This window comes from Pseudomonas sp. BN606 (genome assembly GCF_029873115.1).
Lineage (GTDB): Bacteria > Pseudomonadota > Gammaproteobacteria > Pseudomonadales > Pseudomonadaceae > Metapseudomonas.
Genome location: NZ_SSOF01000074.1, coordinates 265,600 through 286,647, shown reverse-complemented (window position 1 = coordinate 286,647; position 21,048 = coordinate 265,600). Strand labels below are relative to the sequence as shown.

Annotated in this window: 19 protein-coding genes and 3 pseudogenes; 12 read left to right on the top strand and 10 right to left on the bottom strand. The window is 62.4% G+C overall.

Annotation, left to right across the window (positions count from 1 at the left end; translation table 11 throughout):
- Positions 1-10: 10 nt before the first annotated feature.
- Positions 11-298 (bottom strand): Asp-tRNA(Asn)/Glu-tRNA(Gln) amidotransferase subunit GatC, encoded by a 288-nt coding sequence (gene gatC, locus E8E75_RS17015; protein ID WP_120652916.1) that lies wholly within the window; start codon positions 296-298, stop codon positions 11-13.
- 218 nt (positions 299-516) lie between these two features.
- On the opposite strand from gatC, the gene mreB reads away from it, so the two are divergent.
- From mreB to tldD, 8 genes are read left to right on the top strand one after another with little or no spacing between them, the layout of a single operon-like run.
- On the top strand, positions 517-1,554 hold the full coding sequence (gene mreB, locus E8E75_RS17010; protein WP_069082281.1) for a rod shape-determining protein MreB: 1,038 nt from the start codon (positions 517-519) through the stop codon (positions 1,552-1,554).
- A gap of 32 nt (positions 1,555-1,586) precedes the next feature.
- Complete coding sequence (gene mreC, locus E8E75_RS17005) at positions 1,587-2,633, top strand: rod shape-determining protein MreC (RefSeq protein ID WP_280359455.1); 1,047 nt, start codon at positions 1,587-1,589, stop codon at positions 2,631-2,633.
- Positions 2,633-3,121 (top strand): rod shape-determining protein MreD, encoded by a 489-nt coding sequence (mreD, locus tag E8E75_RS17000; RefSeq protein WP_120652914.1) that lies wholly within the window; start codon positions 2,633-2,635, stop codon positions 3,119-3,121. The genes mreC and mreD overlap by 1 nt, the downstream gene beginning before the upstream one ends.
- 51 nt (positions 3,122-3,172) lie before the next feature.
- Positions 3,173-3,763: a Maf family protein gene (locus tag E8E75_RS16995; protein WP_120652913.1), complete on the top strand. Its 591-nt coding sequence runs from the start codon at positions 3,173-3,175 to the stop codon at positions 3,761-3,763.
- A 9-nt stretch (positions 3,764-3,772) separates the two neighbouring features.
- Positions 3,773-5,230: a ribonuclease G gene (gene rng, locus E8E75_RS16990; protein WP_120652912.1), complete on the top strand. Its 1,458-nt coding sequence runs from the start codon at positions 3,773-3,775 to the stop codon at positions 5,228-5,230.
- 32 nt (positions 5,231-5,262) lie between these two features.
- The gene (locus E8E75_RS16985; RefSeq protein ID WP_153922426.1) at positions 5,263-9,057 is read left to right on the top strand and encodes a YhdP family protein; all 3,795 of its coding nucleotides are present in this window, start codon (positions 5,263-5,265) and stop codon (positions 9,055-9,057) included.
- Between the two features lie 56 nt (positions 9,058-9,113).
- A complete protein-coding gene (locus E8E75_RS16980) occupies positions 9,114-9,968 on the top strand; it encodes a carbon-nitrogen hydrolase family protein (RefSeq protein WP_153922231.1) in 855 nt (284 codons plus the stop codon).
- Positions 9,965-11,407, top strand: a complete 1,443-nt coding sequence (gene tldD, locus E8E75_RS16975) for a metalloprotease TldD (protein WP_120652910.1) — start codon at positions 9,965-9,967, stop codon at positions 11,405-11,407. The genes E8E75_RS16980 and tldD overlap by 4 nt, the downstream gene beginning before the upstream one ends.
- Before the next feature lie 18 nt (positions 11,408-11,425).
- Here the strand turns inward: tldD and yjgA are convergent, their stop codons facing one another.
- Positions 11,426-11,947, bottom strand: a complete 522-nt coding sequence (gene yjgA, locus E8E75_RS16970; RefSeq protein WP_153922234.1) for a ribosome biogenesis factor YjgA — start codon at positions 11,945-11,947, stop codon at positions 11,426-11,428.
- 144 nt (positions 11,948-12,091) lie between these two features.
- Between yjgA and pmbA the strand changes: the two genes are divergently transcribed.
- From pmbA to E8E75_RS16950, 4 genes and pseudogenes are all read left to right on the top strand, one after another.
- On the top strand, positions 12,092-13,438 hold the full coding sequence (pmbA, locus tag E8E75_RS16965) for a metalloprotease PmbA (RefSeq protein ID WP_120652908.1): 1,347 nt from the start codon (positions 12,092-12,094) through the stop codon (positions 13,436-13,438).
- Between the two features lie 183 nt (positions 13,439-13,621).
- Positions 13,622-14,161: pseudogene (locus tag E8E75_RS16960) on the top strand (lyase family protein); the annotation flags it as partial.
- A 190-nt stretch (positions 14,162-14,351) separates the two neighbouring features.
- Positions 14,352-14,543, top strand: a pseudogene (locus E8E75_RS16955) (Fe-Mn family superoxide dismutase); the annotation flags it as partial.
- Positions 14,544-14,691: 148 nt separating this feature from the next.
- A pseudogene (locus E8E75_RS16950) lies at positions 14,692-15,490 on the top strand (ZIP family metal transporter).
- 64 nt (positions 15,491-15,554) lie between these two features.
- Here the strand turns inward: E8E75_RS16950 and E8E75_RS16945 are convergent.
- The 8 genes from E8E75_RS16945 to lptC all read right to left on the bottom strand — a co-directional run bounded on the left by E8E75_RS16945 (position 15,555) and on the right by lptC (position 21,047).
- Complete coding sequence (locus E8E75_RS16945) at positions 15,555-15,827, bottom strand: HPr family phosphocarrier protein (protein ID WP_120652907.1); 273 nt, start codon at positions 15,825-15,827, stop codon at positions 15,555-15,557.
- Between the two features lie 16 nt (positions 15,828-15,843).
- Positions 15,844-16,701, bottom strand: a complete 858-nt coding sequence (gene rapZ / locus E8E75_RS16940) for an RNase adapter RapZ (protein ID WP_120652906.1) — start codon at positions 16,699-16,701, stop codon at positions 15,844-15,846.
- A 9-nt stretch (positions 16,702-16,710) separates the two neighbouring features.
- Positions 16,711-17,175 (bottom strand): PTS IIA-like nitrogen regulatory protein PtsN, encoded by a 465-nt coding sequence (gene ptsN, locus E8E75_RS16935; protein WP_120652905.1) that lies wholly within the window; start codon positions 17,173-17,175, stop codon positions 16,711-16,713.
- A 16-nt stretch (positions 17,176-17,191) separates the two neighbouring features.
- Positions 17,192-17,500: a ribosome-associated translation inhibitor RaiA gene (gene raiA, locus E8E75_RS16930; protein ID WP_028628496.1), complete on the bottom strand. Its 309-nt coding sequence runs from the start codon at positions 17,498-17,500 to the stop codon at positions 17,192-17,194.
- 84 nt (positions 17,501-17,584) lie between these two features.
- A complete protein-coding gene (locus E8E75_RS16925; protein WP_120652904.1) occupies positions 17,585-19,081 on the bottom strand; it encodes an RNA polymerase factor sigma-54 in 1,497 nt (498 codons plus the stop codon).
- 148 nt (positions 19,082-19,229) lie between these two features.
- A complete protein-coding gene (gene lptB, locus E8E75_RS16920; protein WP_120652903.1) occupies positions 19,230-19,955 on the bottom strand; it encodes an LPS export ABC transporter ATP-binding protein in 726 nt (241 codons plus the stop codon).
- Positions 19,955-20,491 carry a lipopolysaccharide transport periplasmic protein LptA gene (lptA, locus tag E8E75_RS16915; protein ID WP_120652902.1) on the bottom strand — a complete coding sequence of 179 codons (537 nt, stop codon included), beginning with the start codon at positions 20,489-20,491 and terminating at the stop codon, positions 19,955-19,957. The genes lptB and lptA overlap by 1 nt, the downstream gene beginning before the upstream one ends.
- Positions 20,478-21,047, bottom strand: a complete 570-nt coding sequence (gene lptC, locus E8E75_RS16910; protein WP_120652901.1) for an LPS export ABC transporter periplasmic protein LptC — start codon at positions 21,045-21,047, stop codon at positions 20,478-20,480. The genes lptA and lptC overlap by 14 nt, the downstream gene beginning before the upstream one ends.
- Between the last annotated feature and the right edge of the window lies 1 nt (position 21,048).

Genomic DNA, 21,048 nt, shown 5'->3' with positions numbered 1-21,048 from the left:
AACCCTTTCCTTATTCGATGACTTTGGGCACGAGGTACAGACCGTTCTCGACGGCCGGCGCAATGGCTTGGTAGGCATCGCGACGATTTTCCTCGGTGACGCTATCGGCGCGCAGGCGCTGGGTGGCGTCGAGGGGGTGGGCCATGGGTTCGATACCGTCGGTATCAACCGCTTGCATGGCGTCGATCAGGCCGAGGATGTTGTTCAGGGTCTCGGTGGTACGCGGGATATCGGCCTCGTTCAGGCCCAGTCGGGCGAGATGGGCGATTTTTTCCACGTCGGAGCGTTCAAGCGCCATCGGGGGTCTCCAACTAGAAGCGGCCTGCGTGGGCAGTCGACCGTGCGGGAATCGAGCGGGGAACGGTGCTGCGAACGGGCGGTCAAAGGCCGCGATGATGGGCCTTGCTGGCCCGGAAAAACAGGCAATTTAACATATCGGCGCCTTGCCCAAAATCCCTGTCATTGTTAGAGTTTGCCGCACTTTTTTACCCACGCGTTGCCTAGGGTCCCTCTCCCATGTTCAAGAAACTGCGTGGCATGTTTTCCAGTGATCTGTCGATCGACCTGGGCACTGCCAATACCCTTATTTACGTGCGTGAGCGCGGTATCGTCCTCAACGAGCCCTCCGTGGTCGCCATCCGTAACCACGGCAACCAGAAGAGCGTGGTAGCCGTAGGTACCGACGCCAAGCGCATGCTGGGCCGTACTCCTGGCAACATTTCCGCCATCCGTCCGATGAAGGACGGTGTGATCGCCGACTTCAGCGTCTGCGAAAAGATGCTGCAGTACTTCATCAACAAGGTTCACGAGAACAGCTTCCTGCAGCCGAGCCCGCGCGTCCTGATCTGCGTGCCGTGCAAGTCCACCCAGGTGGAACGCCGCGCCATCCGTGAATCCGCCCTGGGCGCAGGCGCCCGCGAAGTCTTCCTGATCGAAGAGCCCATGGCCGCCGCCATCGGTGCTGGCCTGCCGGTTGAAGAAGCCCGCGGCTCCATGGTCGTGGACATCGGTGGTGGTACTACTGAAATCGCCCTGATCTCCCTGAATGGCGTGGTTTACGCCGAATCGGTACGTGTGGGCGGCGACCGCTTCGATGAATCCATCGTCACCTATGTGCGCCGCAACTACGGCAGCCTGATCGGCGAATCCACCGCCGAGCGCATCAAGCAGGAAATCGGCACCGCCTTCCCGGGTGGCGAGACCCGCGAGATCGACGTTCGTGGCCGTAACCTGGCCGAAGGCGTACCGCGCAGCTTCACTCTGAACTCCAACGAAGTGCTGGAAGCCCTGCAGGAGTCCCTGGCGACCATCGTCCAGGCAGTGAAGAGCGCCCTGGAACAATCTCCGCCGGAACTCGCTTCCGACATCGCCGAGCGCGGCCTCGTACTGACCGGTGGTGGCGCGCTGCTGCGTGATCTGGACAAACTGCTTGCCCAGGAAACCGGCCTGCCGGTGATCGTCGCTGAAGACCCGCTGACCTGCGTCGCCCGTGGTGGCGGCCGTGCCCTGGAGATGATGGATCGCCACGCGATGGACCTGCTCTCCACCGAATAAGGTTGGAGAGCGCTTAGCCATAGGAGCGGGCCATCAAGCCGCTATTCACCAAGGGACCTTCGCTCGGCGTACGCCTTCTGGTGTTCGCCGTGCTCTCGGCTGCGCTGATGGTGGTCGATGCCCGTTTCGACACCCTCAAGCCCATGCGCAGCCAGATGGGGCTGGTCCTCACGCCTTTCTATTGGTTGGCTGACCTGCCGGTGCGTGCCTGGGATGGCGTCAGCGACCAGTTCACCAGTCGCAGCACGCTGATTGCCGAGAACGAGAAACTCAAGGCCGAAGCCCTGTTGATGCAGCGTCGCCTACAGAAACTGGCGACCCTCACCGAACAGAACGTGCGCCTGCGCGAGTTGCTCAACTCCTCCGCCCTGGTGGACGAAAAGGTTCTGGTCGGTGAGTTGATCGGCGTAGACCCCAATCCCTTCACCCACCGCATCCTGATCGACAAGGGCGAGAAGGACGGTGTTTTCCTCGGCCAGCCGGTGCTCGATGCCCGCGGGCTGATGGGGCAGGTGGTCGAGGTGATGCCGTATACCGCTCGCGTACTGCTGCTGACCGATATCACCCACAGCATTCCGGTACAGGTGAACCGCAACGGCCTGCGCGCCATCGCCAGCGGCACCGGAAACCCCGAACGTCTCGAGCTGCGCCATGTGGCGGACACGGCCGATATCAAGGAGGGTGACCTGTTGGTGAGCTCCGGTCTCGGGCAGCGCTTCCCGGCCGGCTATCCGGTAGCCACGGTCAAGGAAGTCATCCATGACTCCGGCCAGCCTTTCGCTATCGTTCGTGCCGTCCCGACTGCCGCACTGAACCGCAGTCGCTACATGCTGCTGGTGTTCACCGATACCCGCAGCCCTGAGGAGCGCGCCAACGCGGCCGCCAAGGCCCAGGAGGCCGCCGACCGCGAAGCCGCGGGGCAACCTGCCCAGGGCGGCACGCCTGCCCCGGCCGCTCCGGCAGCCCAGGCACCAGCGGTCACCAGCCCCCCCGCAGCGCCTGCCGCTCCCGCCGCTACGCCCTCGCCAGCAGTGCCGAACCAGCCGCCTGCCGCGCAGAACGCCCAGGAGAGTCACTGATGGTCGGCCAGCGCTCCAACAACGGCTGGGTCATCTGGGTCAGCCTGATCCTGGCCCTGGTGCTCAGCGTCGGTCCTATCCCCAGCTTCATGGAGATCGGCCGCCCGCTCTGGCTGGCGCTCTTCCTCACTTACTGGACCCTCGCCCTGCCGCACCGCGTGGGCATGACCACAGCCTGGCTGCTGGGGCTGGCGGAGGACGTGCTCTACGGCACGCTGCTTGGGCAGAACGCCCTTATCCTCGCGCTGATCACTTTCCTGGTGCTGACGCTGCACCAGCGCTTGCGCATGTTCCCCATGTGGCAGCAGTGCCTCGTGCTGCTCGTTGTCTTCGGTCTGGCCCAGCTGGTGCAGCTGTGGCTCAATGCCCTCACCGGTAATCGTCCCCCGACCCTGGTCTTCCTGCTGCCCGCACTGGTCAGCGCGTTGCTCTGGCCCTGGGTATATGCCGCCCTGCGCGGTACGAGTCGCCGCCTCAACGTCAACTGATCGGCTTGCGGCCATGTCGCAAGCCTCTGTCCTCGACAGGGAGAAGTCCGCATGGCCACGCTGTATCTGGCTTCGGGGTCGCCGCGCCGGCGTGAATTGCTGGCGCAGATCGGCGTTCCCCATATCACCCTGATCGCCTCCATCGACGAAACCGCACAGCCTGACGAGGCTGCTTCGGCCTATGTCGAGCGCCTGGCCCGCGAGAAAGCGCTGGCCGGTCTCGCCAGCCTGTCCGTGCCGGGCGACGCCTGCGTGTTGGGAGCGGACACCGCCGTTGTGCTGGATGGCCACATCCTCGGCAAACCGGTGGATCGAGACGACGCCCTGGCGACTCTCGAGCTGCTATCCGGCCGCGAGCACGAGGTGCTCACCGCTATCGCCCTGGCCGATGCGAACCGCTGCGAAGCGCGCGTTGTTGCGAGCCGGGTGCGCTTCCGTCCCATCGCGCGCGCCGAGCTGGAAACCTATTGGGCCAGCGGTGAACCCGCCGACAAGGCCGGCAGCTACGCTATTCAGGGGCTGGGTGCGGTATTCGTCAGTCGCGTTGAAGGCAGTTATTCAGCGGTAGTGGGATTGCCGCTGCTGGAAACGGCAGAGTTGCTAGCCGATTTCGGCATTCCTTGTTGGCAGCACCTGGGATAGGTCAACGGCATGAGCGAAGAGATTCTGATCAACATCACCCCAATGGAGTCGCGTGTGGCGGTGGTGGAGAACGGCGTGTTGCAGGAGGTGCATGTCGAGCGCACCCTGCGCAGGGGCATCGTCGGCAACATCTACAAGGGCAAGGTAGTGCGGGTACTGCCGGGTATGCAGGCGGCATTCGTCGACATCGGCCTGGACCGTGCCGCCTTCATCCATGCATCGGAGATCAGCAACCGCGAAGGCAGTGCGGTGGAAAGCATCAGTGCCCTGGTCCACGAAGGCCAGAGTCTGGTGGTACAGGTCACCAAGGACCCCATCGGCAGCAAGGGCGCGCGCCTGACCACCCAGCTGTCGATTCCTTCGCGTTACCTCGTGTACATGCCGCGCACCAGCCATGTGGGCATTTCCCTGAAGATCGAAGACGAGGCTGAGCGTGAGCGCCTCAAGCAGGTGGTGGCCGATTGCGTCGCCGCCGAGGGCATCGAGGAGGCGGGCGGCTTCATACTGCGTACCGCTGCCGATGGAGCTCGTGCCGACGAGATTCTTGCGGACATCCGCTACCTTCGCCGCCTGTGGGAGCAGATTTCCTCGCAGATGCAGACCGCTTCGTCACCGTCGGTCATTTACGAAGACCTGAGCCTTGCCTTGCGGACCCTGCGCGACCTGGTCAATCCGCGCATCGAGAAGATCCGCATCGATTCACGCGAAACCTTCCAGAAGATCACCCAGTTCGTCGATGAACTGATGCCGGAAATCTCCGACCGCCTGGAGCACTACCCCGGCGAGCGGCCGATCTTTGACCTCTACGGAGTCGAGGACGAAATCCAGAAGGCCCTTGAGCGCAAAGTCCTGCTGAAGTCCGGCGGTTACCTGATCATCGACCCGACGGAGGCGATGACTACCATCGACGTGAACACCGGCGCGTTCGTCGGCCACCGCACCCTCGAAGAGACCATCTTCAAGACCAACCTCGAGGCTGCCACCGCCATCGCCCGCCAGCTGCGTCTGCGCAACCTGGGCGGAATCATCATCATTGACTTCATCGACATGGAAGATGAAGAACACCAGCGCCAGGTACTGCGCACTCTGGAAAAACAGCTGGAACGCGATCACGCCAAGACCAACATCATTGGCATCACCGAGCTCGGCCTGGTGCAGATGACCCGCAAGCGTACCCGCGAGAGCCTGATCCAGGTGCTCTGCGAGCCGTGCGTCAGTTGCCAGGGACGCGGCCTGTTGAAGACTGCGGAAACCATCTGCTACGAAATCTTCCGCGAGATCCTGCGCGAAGCCCGGGCCTACCAGGCGGAAGGTTACCTGGTGCTGGCGAACCAGAAGGTCGTGGATCGCCTGCTGGACGAAGAATCGGGCAACGTCGCCGATCTGGAGGCCTTCATCGGGCGTCCGATCAAGTTCCAGGTGGAAACGATGTATTCCCAGGAACAGTACGACGTGGTCCTGCTTTGAGGCGCTGAGTGGACGCCTTCGCCCGCTGGTTGATGCGCCTGCTGCGCTGGTCGCTGGCGCTTTGCGCGCTTTTCCTGGTGCTTGCCGCGCTCTATGTCAGCCTGGGGCGCGAACTCGTGCCCCTGGTGGCCGAGTACCGCGCCGAGGCGGAGGCCAAGGCATCCGCGGCGTTGGGCCAGAGCGTATCGCTAGGTGCCCTGGAAGGCCGTTGGCATGGGCTTTCACCGCTTCTGGTCGCGCACGATGTGCTGCTGGGGGAGGGCGACAATGCCCTGCGCCTGGATCAGATCCGTCTGGTGCCTGACGTACTGGGCAGCCTGTTGGCGCGGCAGCCACGGATCGCGCGCCTGGAACTGGACGGCGTGCAGCTTGGCTTGCATCAGGACGAGGCCGGCAAATGGCAACTTGAGGGGATCGCTTCCAATTCCGACAAACCCCTGCCGGGGCCGCGTCAGTTTCGCGACCTGATGAAGCAGGTCGGCCACGTTTCGGTGCTGAACAGCCAGCTCACCCTGGAGCCCTACGGGCACGAACCCTTAAGCCTCACCGATGTAAGCCTCAGCCTGAAGGCAAGCGGCAGTCGTCAACGCCTCGATGGCCACCTGACGCTACCGGATGGGCTGCCTATGGCCCTTCGCTTGCGCACCCGCCTCAACGCTGAGGTGTGGCTGCAGAGCGAGGCCGAACTCTATCTCAGCCTTCCGCAAACGGACTGGGCGCGCTGGCTGCCCGCCAGCCTCATGCACGAGTGGCGCTTGAAGCGGCTACAAGCCGGGGGCGAGATGTGGGGCGAGTGGGCCAAGGGCGGCTTGCAGCGCGCCGCCCTGCGTTTGCACGCGCCGGAGATTCGCGGCGCCTATGCCGAACGCAAGGCGGTTACCCTCGCGAATCTTGGGTTGAATGTCTTTTTTACCCGCACTGATGAAGGCTTTCAGATCCTGCTCGACTCCGTTGCCGCGAACATTGGCAAGGAGCGTTGGGGCGAGGCCCATCTGCGTATCGATCACAAGGCAGGCGAGCAACCGGAATGGTCGCTGGCTGCCGACCGTCTCGATGTGGGGCCCCTTCTACCTGTGGTGGATGCTCTGGTACCCCTGCCCGATGCCGCGGCAGCTGCTGTGGCGGGCCTCAAGCCACGAGGTGCCCTGCGCAACCTCAGCCTGCATTACCGCCCCAGGCAGGAGGGTGCCAAGCGCCTGGAGTTCAGCAGCAACCTGGACGCCGTCGGCATCAACGCCTACCACGGTGCGCCGGGGGCCGAAAACGTCAGCGGCAGCGTTACCGGTGATCTCAACCAGGGCGAATTGCGACTCGATTCGAACGACTTCGCGCTGCACCTCGATCACCTCTTCCCCAAGGCCTGGCGTTATCGAGAGGCCAATGCTCGGCTGACCTGGAAACTGGACGAAACCGCCGTCACCCTGGCCAGTCCGTACATGCGGCTGGAAGGTGAGGAGGGCAGCATCGCTGGAGACATGCTGATCCGGCTCATGCGCGATCCCGACGCCGAGGACTACATGGACTTGCGCGTCGGACTGCACGATGGCGATGCCAGTTACACCGAGAAGTACCTGCCAACCTTGTCTCCGGGGATGAGTCCGGCCCTGGCCAAATGGCTCAAGGAGGCGATCAAGGGCGGGGCAGTGGATGAGGGCTTCTTCCAGTACCAGGGTTCCCTGGCCCATGAGGCCGATCCGACGGCGCGCTCCCTCAGTCTGTTTTTCAAGGTGCATGATGCCGAGCTCGCCTATCAGCCTGGCTGGCCGGTACTGCGCGAGGCTCGTGGCGACGTGTTCATCGAGGATACCGGCGTGCGCATCAAGGTACCGGCCGGGCGCATTCTAGACTCGCGGGTGAGCGATGCCGAAGCCGAGGTGCCCCATGTCGAGCCCGGTCAAGTGCCGCGCCTGCAGCTGGATGCCAGGCTGGACAGCAGCTTCACCGATGGACTGAAAATCCTCCAGGAAGCCCCGATGGGGACGGCGACCATCTTCGCCGGCTGGCAGGGGCAGGGCACCCTCGATGGCAATCTGAAGCTGGACATTCCATTGGAGAAAGGTCATCCGCCCCACGTGGTGGTGGACCTCACTACCCACGATGCTCAATTGAAGATTCCCCGTCCGGAGCTGTCCCTCAGCCGGCTCAAGGGTGGATTCCGCTACGACACCGAGACGGGGTTGAGCGCTCAGGATATTCGTGGCCAGGCGTTCGGTCGTGAAGTCCGCGCCAGTGCCAAGGCCGAGGGGAGCAACGGCAAGGCCCGCTCGCGAATCCTCGCGACCAGCAGCATTGCCCTGAATGACCTCACCAAATGGCTCGGCGTCACTCAGTCGTTGCCGGCTTCGGGCACTCTGCCCTACAGCCTGAACCTGAGCCTGGATGGACCTAACAGCCAGCTACGCATCGATTCCAACCTCAAGGGACTGGCAATCGACCTGCCTGCACCTTTCGGCAAGTCCGTCGACGACAGTCGGGACGCCAGTTGGCGCATGACCCTGGAAGGCGATGAGCGGAGCTACTGGTTGGACTACGCAGGGCTCGCCAGCCTTGCCGTGGCTGCGCCGGCAGGCAATCTGGACGATGGGCGTGGCGAGTTGGTGCTGGGAGGCGGCGCCGCGACCGCGCCGGGCACCAAGGGCTTGCGCATCCGTGGACGGCTCGAGGAACTGGACACGGCACCCTGGATGGCGCTGGCCAAGCAATACACGCCGAAGGACGGTGCCGAGAAGGCCCGTATGCTGCGCAGCGCCAACCTGGAAATTGGCCAGTTCAAGGGTCTTGGCACGAGTATCGAGAACCTCAAGGTAAACCTCGATCGCTCCAGTACCGGCTGGAATCTAGGGTTGGACAGCGCCCTCATGCAGGGAACGGTAGTGATGGCGGATGCCAGGGATGTACCCATTGCCATCCGCATGAAGCAAGTTCGGCTTCCAAAACCTCCCGAGAACGATGCCGAGGCCGATGCCAGGCCCGACCCCTTGGCGGGCATCGATCCCCACCAGGTCCCGGCGATGGATGTGCGTATCGGCCAGGTGGTGCTGGGGGATTCTCCACTTGGCGCCTGGTCGTTCAAGGTGCGCCCCAATTCCACGGGCGTGGCATTCAGCGAGCTGGATCTCGATCTCAAGGGTCTGAAGGTCTCCGGGGTGGCAGGCTGGGAGGGCACGGCCGAAGGCAGTGCGTCCTGGTACAAGGGGCGGCTGGAAGGCAAGAACCTGGCTGATGTGCTCAAGGCCTGGAACTTCGCACCGTCGGCCACCAGCGAGCGCTTCCGCCTGGACGCCGATGGCCGCTGGCCGGGATCTCCCGCTTGGGTCAGCCTGAAGCGATTCTCCGGTTCCCTGGACGCGAGCCTGCGCAATGGCCAGTTCGTCGAAGTGGAAGGTGGCGCCCAGGCATTGCGGGTGTTTGGCCTGCTCAACTTCAACTCCATCGGCCGTCGCTTGCGCCTGGACTTCTCCGACCTGCTGGGCAAGGGCCTGGCCTATGACCGGGTAAAGGGATTACTGGTGGGAAGTGAAGGGCGCTTCGTCACTCGCAAGCCGATCACCCTTGAAGGACCGTCCAGCGGGCTGGAGCTGGACGGCACCATGGACCTGGCCGCCGATCGCATCGATGCCAAGTTGCTGGTGACCCTGCCGGTGACGAACAACCTGCCACTGGCGGCGCTGATAGTCGGTGCACCTGCCATCGGCGGTGCACTCTTCGTCGTGGATAAGTTGCTGGGTGACAAAGTGGCGCGCTTCGCCAGCGTGCAATACAAGGTTGAAGGCTCCTGGAAGAACCCCAAGATCACCTTTGAAAAGCCATTTGAAAAGTCTCGTTGAGGCGAGCTTTCGTGGCTTGGGTTAGCATGCATCCCATGCCTTGTGCGGAGATTCCGATGTCCCTTGCTGTAATTCAGATGGTCAGCCAGGACGATGTCCTGGCCAACCTCACCAGTGCCCGGCGCCTGCTGGAGCAGGCTGCTGAAGGTGGCGCCCGCCTGGCCGTGCTGCCAGAGAACTTCGCCGCCATCGGCCGTCGTGACCTCGCCGATCTGGGGCGCGCTGAAGCGGAAGGGCAGGGCCCGATCCTGCCGTGGCTGCGCCAGGCGGCTCGTGATCTCAAGTTGTGGATCGTGGCCGGTACGTTGCCCTTGCCACCCGACGGACGGCCAGCGGACAAGGCCAACGCCTGTTCCCTGCTGATCGACGAACAGGGCGAGCGGGTCGCGCGGTACGACAAGATCCATCTGTTCGATGTGGATGTAGCCGACAATCGCGGCCGCTATCGTGAGTCCGACGACTATGCGCACGGGGCTCAAGTGGTGGTGGCTGATACCCCTGTTGGCCGCCTGGGCCTGACCGTCTGCTATGACTTGCGTTTCCCCGAGCTCTATGGCGCCCTTCGTGAGGCCGGGGCCGAGTTGATCAGCGCACCCGCCGCCTTTACTGCCGTCACAGGCGCTGCTCATTGGCAGGTGCTGGTCCGCGCTCGCGCCATCGAAACCCAGTGCTACCTACTGGCAGCCGGGCAGGGCGGCGTGCATCCCGGACCACGTGAGACCTTCGGTCATTCGGCCATCGTCGATCCCTGGGGCCGGGTACTGGCCGAGAAAGCCACTGGCGAGGCTGTGCTAATCGCGGAGCGCGACGCTGAGGAGCAGGCGGGGATCAGGCAGCGCATGCCCGTGAGCACCCACAGAAGATTCATTACGCCGGCCACACCTGGGCCGGCGCGTACGGAGAAGTTATGAGCGACCTCTTGTTATCCGTCAGCGAGCATCTGCTGGCGCCTGGCGACCTCAGCATCGAGCAGTTGCCGGAGATCCTCGGTGAACTTGCCGGCCCCGGCATCGATGCCGCTGATCTCTACTTCCAGGGGCAGATTTCCGAGTCCTGGGTGCTTGAAGACGGCATCGTCAAGGAAGGCAGTTTCCATCTTGATCAAGGCGTTGGCGTGCGCGCTCAGTCCGGTGAGAAGACCGGCTTCGCCTACAGCAATGCCATCACCGCCGATGCTTTGCGTCAGGCCGCGCGTGCCGCGCGCTCGATTTCCCGCGCCGGCCAGGCGGGCCGGGTTCAGGCCTTCGCCAGCCCTCAGATCACCCGGCTCTACGATTCCAGCAGCCCGCTCGATGTGATCAGCCGTGCCGAGAAAGTTGAGCTGCTGAAGCAGGTGGACGTCGCCACCCGCGCGCTGGACCCGCGAATCAAGCAGGTCACCGTGAGCATGGCCGGCGTCTGGGAACGTATCCTGATCGCCGCCAGTGACGGCAGCCTGGGCGCAGATATCCGCCCGCTGGTGCGTTTCAACGTCAGTGTCATCGTTGAGCAGAATGGTCGTCGCGAGCGCGGTGGCCACGGCGGTGGCGGGCGTACCGACTACCGTTACTTCCTGCAGGAAGATCGTGCCATGGGCTATGCGCGTGAGGCGCTACGTCAGGCACTGGTCAACCTGGAAGCCATTCCGGCGCCGGCGGGCACCCTGCCGGTGGTGATGGGCGCAGGCTGGTCCGGTGTTCTGTTGCACGAAGCCGTGGGCCATGGTCTTGAAGGCGATTTCAATCGCAAGGGCAGCTCGGCCTATAGCGGTCGTATCGGCGAGAAGGTCGCCTCCAGCCTTTGCACCATTGTTGACGACGGCACCCTGGCTTATCGCCGCGGATCCCTCAGCGTCGACGACGAAGGCACTCCGACCCAGTGCACCACGCTGATCGAGAACGGCGTGCTCAAGGGTTACATGCAGGACAAGCTCAACGCCCGCCTGATGAAGGTGGCGCGTACCGGCAACGGCCGCCGTGAGTCCTATGCGCACCTGCCGATGCCGCGCATGACCAACACTTACATGCTGGCCGGCAAGAGCGATCCTCAGGAGATTATCGAATCGGTGGAACGCGGCATCTACTGCGCGAACCTGGGAGGAGGTCAGGTGGATATCACCAGTGGCAAGTTCGTCTTCTCCACCAGCGAGGCCTACCTGATCGAGAACGGCAAGATCACTGCACCGGTGAAAGGCGCCACCCTGATCGGTAATGGTCCGGAGGCGATGAGCCGGGTGTCCATGGTCGGCAATGACCTGGCACTGGACAGCGGCGTGGGTACCTGCGGCAAGGACGGGCAATCGGTGCCCGTTGGCGTAGGTCAACCGACGTTGAAGATCGATGCGATTACGGTCGGTGGGACGGGGGCCTGATGGCGGCCCCCAAGAGGATCAGCGCAATCCGCGCTTGGCTTCGTCCAGGTCGCGGATGTACTTGAACACCTTGCGCGCTGCGGCCGGTGGCTTGTTGTGGGCCGCTTCGTGCTGGGCATGACGGATCAGGCCGCGCAGGTGCTGGCGGTCGGTTTCCGGGTAGTCGGCGACGAAGCTTTCCAGGGCGGCATCGCCACCCTCGATCAGGCGGTCGCGCCAGCGCTCCAGCGCGTGGAAGCGTTCGTTGTACTCACGGGTGGAGCTGTCGAGCTGGTCGATCAGGCTGACGATGGCCTCGATGTCCTGCTCGCGCATGAGCTTGCCGATGTACTGGATGTGCCGTTTGCGGGCGACATGCGCCTTATGCTTCGGCGCTTCCGCCAGGGCCTTTTGCAGCGCGTCGGTCAGCGGCAGCTTGGCCAGCACGTCGGCCTTGAAGGTAGTCAGGCGCTCGCCGAGTTCCTGCAGGGCATGCAGTTCGCGTTTGACCTGGGTTTTGCTCTTCTCTCCGGAGAAGTCGTCGTCGAAAAATTCAGACATGGGGGTGGTCCAATGGGAAACGCCGCCATGATAACCAGTCGGGGCCGCGTTGTCCGGCCCGGCTGGCGCCGCTGGAGTGCGGTAAATGCGGTGAGGCGCCGGGTTGCGCCTGCCGCGTCGAACAATATTTGAACTGGAGTGGCTATGAGTGAAGTAGAAGTGGTCGGCCCGGAGGCATTGCCGGAACTGCAGGCGCGGGTCGAACGCATCCTCGCCGAGGCCCGGCGCCAGGGCGCCAGCGGCTGCGAGGTGGCTGTTTCAGTAGAGCAGGGACTGTCCACCACCGTTCGCCAGGGCGAGGTGGAGACGGTCGAGTTCAACCGTGACCAGGGATTCGGAATCACCCTGTACGTGGGCCAGCGCAAGGGCTCGGCCAGCACCTCGGCCAGTGGTGAGGACGCGATTCGCGAAACGGTCGCCGCTGCGCTCGCCATCGCCAAGCATGCTTCCGAAGACGATTGTGCCGGCCTGGCCGACGCGGCGCTGATGGCCCGCGACCTGCCGGAACTCGATCTCTACCATCCCTGGTCGATCACCCCGGAGCAGGCGGTGGAGCAGGCGCTGATCTGTGAGACTGCGGCGTTCGAGACCGACAAGCGCGTGAGCAAGGCAGACGGCACCACCCTCAATACCCACCAGGGTTGCCGGGTTTACGGCAACAGCCATGGTTTCGTCGGCGGCTATGCGAGCACCCGCCACAGCCTGAGTTGCGTGATGATTGCCGAGCAGCAGGGGCAAATGCAGCGCGACTACTGGTATGACGTCAGCCGTATTGGCAGTCAGCTTGCCGATCCAGCCAGCATCGGCCGTCGCGCCGCCGAACGCACCGCAGCCCGTCTTGGCGCCCGGCCGGTGCCCACCTGCGAGGTGCCAGTACTGTTCGCCGCTGAGCTTGCAACCGGCTTGTTCAGCAGCTTCCTCGGCGCCATTTCCGGCGGCAATCTCTATCGCAAATCGTCGTTCCTCGAGGGCGCGCTGGGTCAACGGTTGTTCCCCGAGTGGCTGTCCATCGACGAGCGTCCGCATATTCCGCGTGCGATGGCCAGTGCGGCGTTCGACAACGATGGTCTGGCGACCTATGCCAAGCCCTTCGTCGAGAAGGGCGAGCTGGTGTCCTACATCCTTGGCACCTATTCCGGACGCAAGCTGGGGCTGCCGAGCACTGCCAACGCAGGTGGTGTCCACAACCTCTTCGTCAGCCATGGCCAGGAAGACCTCGCAGCCCTGATGCGCCGCATGGGTCGCGGCCTGCTGGTGACCGAGCTGATGGGACAGGGGCTGAACATGGTGACCGGTGACTACTCCCGTGGTGCGGCCGGTTACTGGGTAGAGAACGGCGAAATCCAGTTCCCGGTGCAGGAAGTGACCATTGCCGGCAATCTCAAGGATATGTTCCGTCAGATCCTTGCCGTGGGCAGCGATCTGGAACTGCGCGGCAATATCCGGACAGGCTCTGTCCTTATTGAGCGAATGACCGTAGCCGGCAGTTGATCCAGCCGCTCCATCCCCCTAGAGACGCGCCTGCCAGGGCGCGTTTTCGTTTGCGGCCGCACCGCAGTCCGTCAGGGCGGCTTGCATCCCTCTGCATTCAAGTGGTCATGATTGACCAACTCGATGCCCGCGTCGCCATGACTCCGCGCCACTTCCACGGTAGCCGGCTCCGGCCTGGCGCCTATTCCGGTGCGTATGTGGCAGGTGCTCAATGGCCGGGCGCAGCAGATTCAGGCCAATATCGAGCATCTGCGGAACCTGCAGCCGGCGCTCCAGCAACTGGCCCAAGGCGGGACCGCCGTGGGGACTGGTATCAATGCTCACCCGCGTTTCGCCGAGACGTTCTGCCGTGAACTGAGCGAGTTGACCGGTCAGCCGTTCACTCCGGGCCGAAATTTCTTCGCACTGATCGGTTCGCAGGACGCGGCAGTAACGCTGTCCGGGGCCCTGAAGACCACTGCCGTATCGCTGATGAAGATCGCCAACGACCTGCGCTGCATCTCCGGTTCCCTGGCGGGCCTTGCCGAGATTGAGCTCGAGGCGCTCCCGCCCGGCTCTTCGATCATGCCTGGCAAGGCCAACCCGGTAACTCCCGAAGCGATCGAAATGGTTACCGCAGAGGTGATCGGCAAGGACGCCGCGATCGCAATTGCCGGGCAGTCCGGCAACTACGAGCTGGACGTGATGCTACCGGTAATTGCACACAACCTGCTCGGCGCGATTGGCGATGTCGGTCTGCCCGACTCCCAGGGCGAAGCGGCGCTGCGCCATAGCCGCACTACTACACGAGTCTGCTCGAATTCATCAGTGAATACGGCGCCTCCCCTCGCACCGACCGGTTGCCCGGCGTTGGAAGTAATGCGCCTGCGATGCCGGGCCACTTCTCCACTTGAGCGTGGCCAGGACGGGGCATCTGCTGGTGGAAAGTTCGGCCAACCAGGACAGTCCCTTGATGCAGGGAAACACACCGATCCTGGGGCTGGACGTCCAGGAGCATGCCCATTACCTGCGCTACCAGAATCACAGGCCTGACTACATCGGCGCCGTCTACAACGTCGTTGATTGGGCTGAGTTTGGTCAGCGCTACCGGCAGGCCCTGATCTGAACCACTTGGTGGACGAAGGGCGCGCCTTCGTTAGCATCTATGAACTTCAACAAGGTCCAGCATGCAGATTTTTCTGATTTCCGGCTGCCGTTCAGTCCGTCTGTTCATTAGCGCGCTGGTGGTGCTGGCTGGCCTCTCGATCCTGTTGATGCAGGCGTCGATTGCCTTGCGTCTGTTGCTGGAGGCGCATCTCTGGCAGGCGCTGCGCGCCGGTTCGCTTTGTGCGCTGGGAACGGCACTGGGGGCACTGCTGGTGCTTTTCCTGCGCAGTATCTCCGGATGGCTTTCCGATAGTCTGATGGGCTTTGGGGCTGGGGTCATGCTCGCCGCCACCGTGTTTTCCCTGCTGATGCCTGGGCTGGCAGCCGCAGGGGAACTGGGGTTCTTGAAGTGGGCGGCGGGTGCACTGATGAGCTTCGGTCTGCTACTGGGCGCGGCCTGTTCGGTCTTGGCAAGGTGCTGCCGCAGCCGCGGTTGGAGTTAGATGGTCAGGGCAAGCGGGTGATCATCACGCCGCGCGTGCTGCTTTTCGTTATCGCGATCGTGCTACACAACATTCCAGAAGGAATGGCCGTCGGAGTCGCAGCAGGGGCGGGGCTGGCGGGTGCCGATAGCCTGGCCCTGGGAAATGCACTGCAAGATATTCCGGAAGGACTGATTATTTCCCTTTTACTCGCCGGTTGCGTATGTCGCGAGGCCGCGCGCTACTGATCGGCGCTGCGTCTGGCCTGGTGGAGCCGCTATTCGCAGTGCTCTGTGCCTGGTTGGTCCAGGTTTCGGTGCTGTCATTGCCCTGGGGATTGGCCCTTGCCGCAGGCGCGATGCTCTTCGCCGTAGTCCAGGAGATCATCCCCGAGTCTCACCGAAAAGGGCATGAGACAGCTGCCAGCCTGGGTCTGGCTGCGGGCTTCTGCCTGATGATGGTGCTGGATACTGCGCTGGCCTAACGGCGGTAGGTGAATCGTGCCTTGCTTCTTGTTGGTGGGAGCCTGAGCGGGGGCAGGGAGGGAATTACTCGCCTTCGTCGAACTTGTTGTTGATCAGCTCGATCAGGGCATTGAGGGCGTCGTCATCTTGCTCGCCTTCGGTATGCAGGTGGATGGGGGTGCCTTTACCTGCGGCGAGCATCATTACCGCCATGATGCTTTTCCCGTCCACCAGGCTTTCCGATGTGCGACCCACGCGAATCTGGCAGGGATAACGACCGGCCACGCCGACGAACTTAGCCGCTGCCCGGGCGTGCAGGCCAAGCTTGTTGATGATTGTGATCTCGCAGGCGGGCATCGCGTTTCCAATCCTTCTAACTGAGGTCGCGGTGGCGAACCTGGACATTCTTCAAGCTGGGTTTCAGTGCCGCCCCCAGGCGATTGGCAATGTACACCGAGCGGTGGTGCCCACCGGTGCAGCCAATGGCAATAGTGACATAGGCCCTGTTACTGGCGGCAAAGCGCGGTAGCCATTTACTCAGATAGCTGTGGATATCCTGATACATCTCCTCCACATCCGGTTGGCCTGCGAGATATTCTTCGACCACCGAATCAAGCCCCGAATGGTCGCGCAACTCCGGCTTCCAGTAGGGGTTGGGCAGGCAGCGCACATCGAACACCAGGTCGGCATCCACAGGCATGCCACGCTTGAAGCCGAATGACTCGATCAGGAAGGCCGTACCGGGCTCGGGTTGATTGAGTAGGCGTAGCTTGATGCTGTCACGCAGCTGGTAAAGATTGAGATGCGTGGTGTCGATCTTCAGGTCGGCGAGATCGGCGATGGGCGCCAACAGCAGTTCTTCGTCCCGGATGGCTTCGGCCAGGGAGCGATTGTCATTGGTCAGTGGATGGCGCCGGCGTGTTTCGGAGAAGCGTTTGAGAAGAGTGTCGTGTTCGGCGTCGAGGTAAAGCACGTCGCATTTGATGTGACGATTGCGAGCCTCGACGAGCAGCTCGGGGAAACGTTGCAACTGACTGGGCAGGTTGCGCGCGTCGATGGATACAGCCACCTGGGGTTGCAGCAGTTCGGTGTGCAACAGTGCCCGTTCGGCCAGCTCGGGAAGCAGGGCGGCAGGAAGGTTGTCGATACAGTAGTAACCGTGGTCCTCGAGAACATCGAGGGCGGTGCTCTTGCCCGACCCGGAGCGGCCGCTGACGATGATCAGGCGCATGATGAAGCCCTAGCGTCCGCTCTGCACGTCCACCACTACCTGGTAGAGGCTGGTGCTGTCGGGAGCCTGGCGCAGACGCTCGCGCACATCGCTGCGGTCAAGCATGCTGGCTATCTGTCGGAGCAATTCAAGGTGCTCATCGGTGGCAGCTTCCGGGACCAGCAGGACAAACAGCAGGTCAACCGGAGCACCGTCGATGGCGTCGAAATCAACTGGCGCGTCAAGGCGCAGCACGGCGCTTATGGGCGCGATGCAGCCGATGAGGCGACAGTGGGGAATGGCGATGCCGTTGCCGAAACCGGTGGAACCGAGCTTCTCCCGGGCTACCAGGCTTTCGAAAATATCCTGGTTATCGAGGTCGGGGAGGTCACGGGAAACCAGCTTGGCAATCTGTTCCAGTACACGCTTTTTGCTGCCGCCCGGCACGTTCACCAGGGAACGGCCGGGGGTCAGGATTTGCTCGAGTCGAATCATAGGAGGGGGAAGAGTGTCAGCGGGCCGTAGCGCCCTGCTGGCGATTCAACTGCTTTTCCTTGTGTTTGATCAGTTGGCGGTCAAGTTTGTCGGTGAGCAGATCGATGGCGGCGTACATGTCTTCATGTTCCGCATTGGCCACGACCTCCCCGCCGGCGATGTGCAAGGTGGCTTCGATCTTTTGTTTCAGTTTCTCGACCTCCATGATGACTTGCACATTGGTGATCTTGTCGAAGTGGCGCTCGAGCCGGCCAAGTTTCTCGCCGACATAATCGCGCAGGGCGTCGGTCACATCCAGTTGATGTCCACTGATGTTGACTTGCATACCGCTTTCTCCTTATTGCCCGTGTATAAGAGACAGGCTAACGGGCCTGCCACCGGAACACTTTGGCGTGGGTCAATTTCCGCGTCACATCAGTCGCTTCCGCTCGCTGGAAGGCGCTATCCCAAGGGATTCGCGATACTTGGCTACTGTGCGACGGGCCACTTGAATGCCCTGTGCCTCCAGTAAACCAGCGATCTTGCTGTCGCTCAACGGCTTTTTCGGATTTTCCGCTGCGACCAGTTTCTTGATGATTGCGCGGATCGCGGTAGACGAACATTCACCGCCTTCCGAGGTGCTTACGTGGCTGGAGAAAAAGTACTTCAGCTCGTAGATTCCGCGGGGAGTGTGCATGTATTTCTGGGTAGTCACGCGCGAGATTGTGGACTCGTGCATACCTACGGCTTCGGCGATGTCATGCAGGACCAGGGGTTTCATCGCCTCTTCGCCATACTCCAGGAAGCCGCGCTGGTGCTCGACGATCTGGGTGGCGACCTTCATCAGAGTCTCGTTTCGGCTCTGCAGGCTCTTGATGAACCAGCGAGCCTCCTGAAGCTGATTGCGCATGAAGGTGTTGTCGGCGCTGGAATCGGCGCGACGAACGAAACCCGCGTAGTGCGGATTGACCCGCAGGCGCGGTACGGCTTCCTGGTTTAGCTCAACCAGCCAGCGTTCGTTGTGCTTGCGGACGATCACGTCGGGTACGACGTACTCGGGTTCGCTGGCTTCGATCTGCGAGCCGGGACGTGGATTCAGGGCCTGAATCAGTTCGATGATCTGGCGCAGTTCGTCTTCCTTGACCTTCATGCGCCGCATCAACTGGCTGTAGTCACGGCTGCCGAGCAGGTCTAGGAAGTCACCAGCCAGACGTTGGGCCTCGGTCAGCCACGGGGTGCCCGGAGGCAGCTGGCGAAGTTGCAGGATCAGGCATTCGCGCAGGTCGCGGGCACCGATGCCTGCGGGCTCGAACTGTTGGATGCGATGAAGGACGACTTCGACTTCGTCCAGCTCGATACCGAGCTCGGGGTCGAAGGCCTCGACTATCTCTGCCAGCGTCTCTTCGAGGTAACCGTCGTTATTGATGCAGTCGATGAGGGTGACACCAATCAGGCGGTCGGTGTCTGACATGGGGGCCAGGTTCAGCTGCCAGAGCAGGTGGCTCTGCAGGCTTTCACCGACCGAGGTGCGCGAGGTGAAATCCCACTCGTCGTCATCGTTGCTCGGCAGGCTGCTGGCGCTGGTCTGGTAGACATCTTCCCAGGCCGTATCGACAGGGAGTTCGCTGGGAATGCGTTCGTGCCATTCGCCATCTTCCATGGCTTCGGCATTGGTTTCGACGCTGGACTCCTGGAAGCTGGCTTCCTGGCTACTCGTGTTAGGCAGTTGGTCGCCTTCGGCCATCGGGTCGGAGGTGTCGAAATCGTCGCCATCCTCCTGCCGCTCAAGCATGGGATTGGACTCCAGTGCTTCCTGGATCTCCTGCTGGAGGTCCAGGGTGGAGAGTTGGAGTAGGCGGATGGCCTGTTGCAGCTGAGGGGTCATCGTCAGCTGCTGGCCCATCTTAAGGACTAGCGATGGTTTCATGGCAGAGGGCTTAGCACCTTGATTCGCCGGCGCTCACGCGCCATCCACAACAGGGCGCCGAAGCGCCACCAGGAAGCAAATTATATGCCTGACCTTGAAGGATTTTCCTAGCTCGCGCAACCCATCTTGTAGGAGATGTCGCGGGAGGCTACAGGCGGAACTCGTGGCCCAGATAGACTTCCTTCACCAGCTGGTTGGCCAGGATGGCTTCCGCACTACCCTCGGCAATCAGTTGTCCGTCACTGACAATGTAGGCGGTCTCGCAGATGTCCAGCGTTTCACGGACGTTGTGGTCGGTGATGAGCACACCGATTCCCTTGGCCTTGAGATGATGGATGATCTGCTTGATATCGCCCACGGAAATCGGGTCCACGCCGGCGAACGGTTCGTCCAGCAGGATGAATTTCGGGGAGGTAGCCAGCGCCCGGGCGATTTCCACCCGACGGCGCTCACCGCCTGACAGGCTCATGCCGAGACTGTCGCGAATGTGGCTGATGTGGAACTCCTGCAGCAGGCTTTCCAGCTCCTTGCGGCGCGTGGCGCGGTCGAGGTCCTTGCGGGTCTCGAGGATCGCCATGATGTTGTCCGCCACGCTGAGCTTGCGGAAGATCGAGGCTTCCTGCGGCAGGTAGCCGATGCCCGCACGGGCGCGGCCATGCATGGGCTGATGGGTGACGTCCTGCTGGTCGATCAGGACGCGGCCCTGGTCGGCCTGGACCAAGCCGACAATCATGTAGAAGCAGGTGGTCTTGCCGGCACCGTTGGGGCCGAGAAGGCCAACGATTTGTCCGCTGTCGATCGACAGGCTGACATCGCGGACCACCTGGCGGCTCTTGTAGCTCTTGGCCAGATGCTGGGCTTTGAGAGTCGCCATTACTGTGCTTTCTGCTCTTTCTTCTTCGGCTGGATGACCATGTCGATTCGCGGACGCGGAGTGGTCACGTTATTGCCGGTAGCGCGGCCTGCGTTGACGATCTGGCGCTGGGTGTCATAGACGATCTTCTCGCCTTCGAAGGTGTTGCCTTCCTGAACCACCTTGGCCTGGTCGAGCAGAATGATGCGCTCGTTGGCCGCGAAGTACTGGATGGTCAGGCCATAGGCCTTGACTATTTCCTTGTCCACCGCAGGCTTCTGTTCGTAGTAAGCGGGCTTGCCGACCGAGGTGAAGACCTCGACATCGCCATTCGCGTCCTGGGTAATGGTGACGGTATCGCCGGTGATCTTCAGGGTTCCCTGGGTGATCACGACGTTGCCGCGGTAGACCGCGACGCCCTGCTTGTCATCGAGCTCGGCGCTGTCGGCCTGGACGCGAATCGGTTGATCGCGGTCCGTGGGCAAGGCCCAGGCGGCAGCACTTCCGAGTGCGGTACCCAGGCTGAGCAACAGGGGGAGGGTTTTAACGAACCTCATGCTGGCCTCTTACGTTGGACTGCAGGATCATCCTGCTGTCATTCAAGTACGCTTTCATTCCTTGTGCCGTGGTCACCCCATTGGCCGCGTCGATTCTAACGGCTTGCTGGGTCTGCGCATATTCCTCGTCAGGGAACACGGTCAGGCGGCTAGTGGTCAGGATGGTCGGGCGCCCCTTGCCGTCGGTGCGCGCCACCCGGACCTTGTCGATCAGTTCGACCTGCTTGCCTTCAGGGCCGACTTCGCCTCGCTCGCTTTGTACGTGCCAGGGGTATGCGGTGCCGCGATGCAGGAGCAGGTCCGGATTGGTCAGCAGTGTGACATCAGTGGCCTTTATATGTTCGAGGTGGGTCGCGGTCATTTCGTAGTGGAGCTTGCCATCTTCCTGGAACTGGGTGCTCTTGCCATTTTCCACGTAGAAATCGATGGCGTTGTCGTTGCCTGTGGCTGCTGTCCGGTCCATGAAGCTTTCGGGACGGATATTCCAGTACCCCAGAGCGATGAGTAGCGCCGCGATCGGGGTCAGGATCAGCGCAAGGCGGATGTTCTTTGGCATG

Excerpts from the sequence above, each read along its gene's own strand:
- raiA (WP_028628496.1), bottom strand. The coding sequence starts at position 17,500 with ATGCAAGTCAACATCAGTGGACATCAACTGGATGTGACCGACGCCCTG.
- yjgA (WP_153922234.1), bottom strand. The coding sequence starts at position 11,947 with ATGTCTGAATTTTTCGACGACGACTTCTCCGGAGAGAAGAGCAAAACC.
- rng (WP_120652912.1), top strand. The coding sequence starts at position 3,773 with ATGAGCGAAGAGATTCTGATCAACATCACCCCAATGGAGTCGCGTGTG.
- E8E75_RS16980 (WP_153922231.1), top strand. The coding sequence starts at position 9,114 with ATGTCCCTTGCTGTAATTCAGATGGTCAGCCAGGACGATGTCCTGGCC.
- lptB (WP_120652903.1), bottom strand. The coding sequence starts at position 19,955 with ATGGCGACTCTCAAAGCCCAGCATCTGGCCAAGAGCTACAAGAGCCGC.
- ptsN (WP_120652905.1), bottom strand. The coding sequence starts at position 17,175 with ATGATTCGACTCGAGCAAATCCTGACCCCCGGCCGTTCCCTGGTGAAC.
- E8E75_RS16945 (WP_120652907.1), bottom strand. The coding sequence starts at position 15,827 with ATGCCCGCCTGCGAGATCACAATCATCAACAAGCTTGGCCTGCACGCC.
- mreB (WP_069082281.1), top strand. The coding sequence starts at position 517 with ATGTTCAAGAAACTGCGTGGCATGTTTTCCAGTGATCTGTCGATCGAC.
- mreD (WP_120652914.1), top strand. The coding sequence starts at position 2,633 with ATGGTCGGCCAGCGCTCCAACAACGGCTGGGTCATCTGGGTCAGCCTG.
- pmbA (WP_120652908.1), top strand. The coding sequence starts at position 12,092 with ATGAGTGAAGTAGAAGTGGTCGGCCCGGAGGCATTGCCGGAACTGCAG.
- E8E75_RS16995 (WP_120652913.1), top strand. The coding sequence starts at position 3,173 with ATGGCCACGCTGTATCTGGCTTCGGGGTCGCCGCGCCGGCGTGAATTG.
- gatC (WP_120652916.1), bottom strand. The coding sequence starts at position 298 with ATGGCGCTTGAACGCTCCGACGTGGAAAAAATCGCCCATCTCGCCCGA.
- E8E75_RS16985 (WP_153922426.1), top strand. The coding sequence starts at position 5,263 with ATGCGCCTGCTGCGCTGGTCGCTGGCGCTTTGCGCGCTTTTCCTGGTG.
- tldD (WP_120652910.1), top strand. The coding sequence starts at position 9,965 with ATGAGCGACCTCTTGTTATCCGTCAGCGAGCATCTGCTGGCGCCTGGC.
- lptA (WP_120652902.1), bottom strand. The coding sequence starts at position 20,491 with ATGAGGTTCGTTAAAACCCTCCCCCTGTTGCTCAGCCTGGGTACCGCA.
- E8E75_RS16925 (WP_120652904.1), bottom strand. The coding sequence starts at position 19,081 with ATGAAACCATCGCTAGTCCTTAAGATGGGCCAGCAGCTGACGATGACC.
- lptC (WP_120652901.1), bottom strand. The coding sequence starts at position 21,047 with ATGCCAAAGAACATCCGCCTTGCGCTGATCCTGACCCCGATCGCGGCG.
- rapZ (WP_120652906.1), bottom strand. The coding sequence starts at position 16,701 with ATGCGCCTGATCATCGTCAGCGGCCGCTCCGGGTCGGGCAAGAGCACC.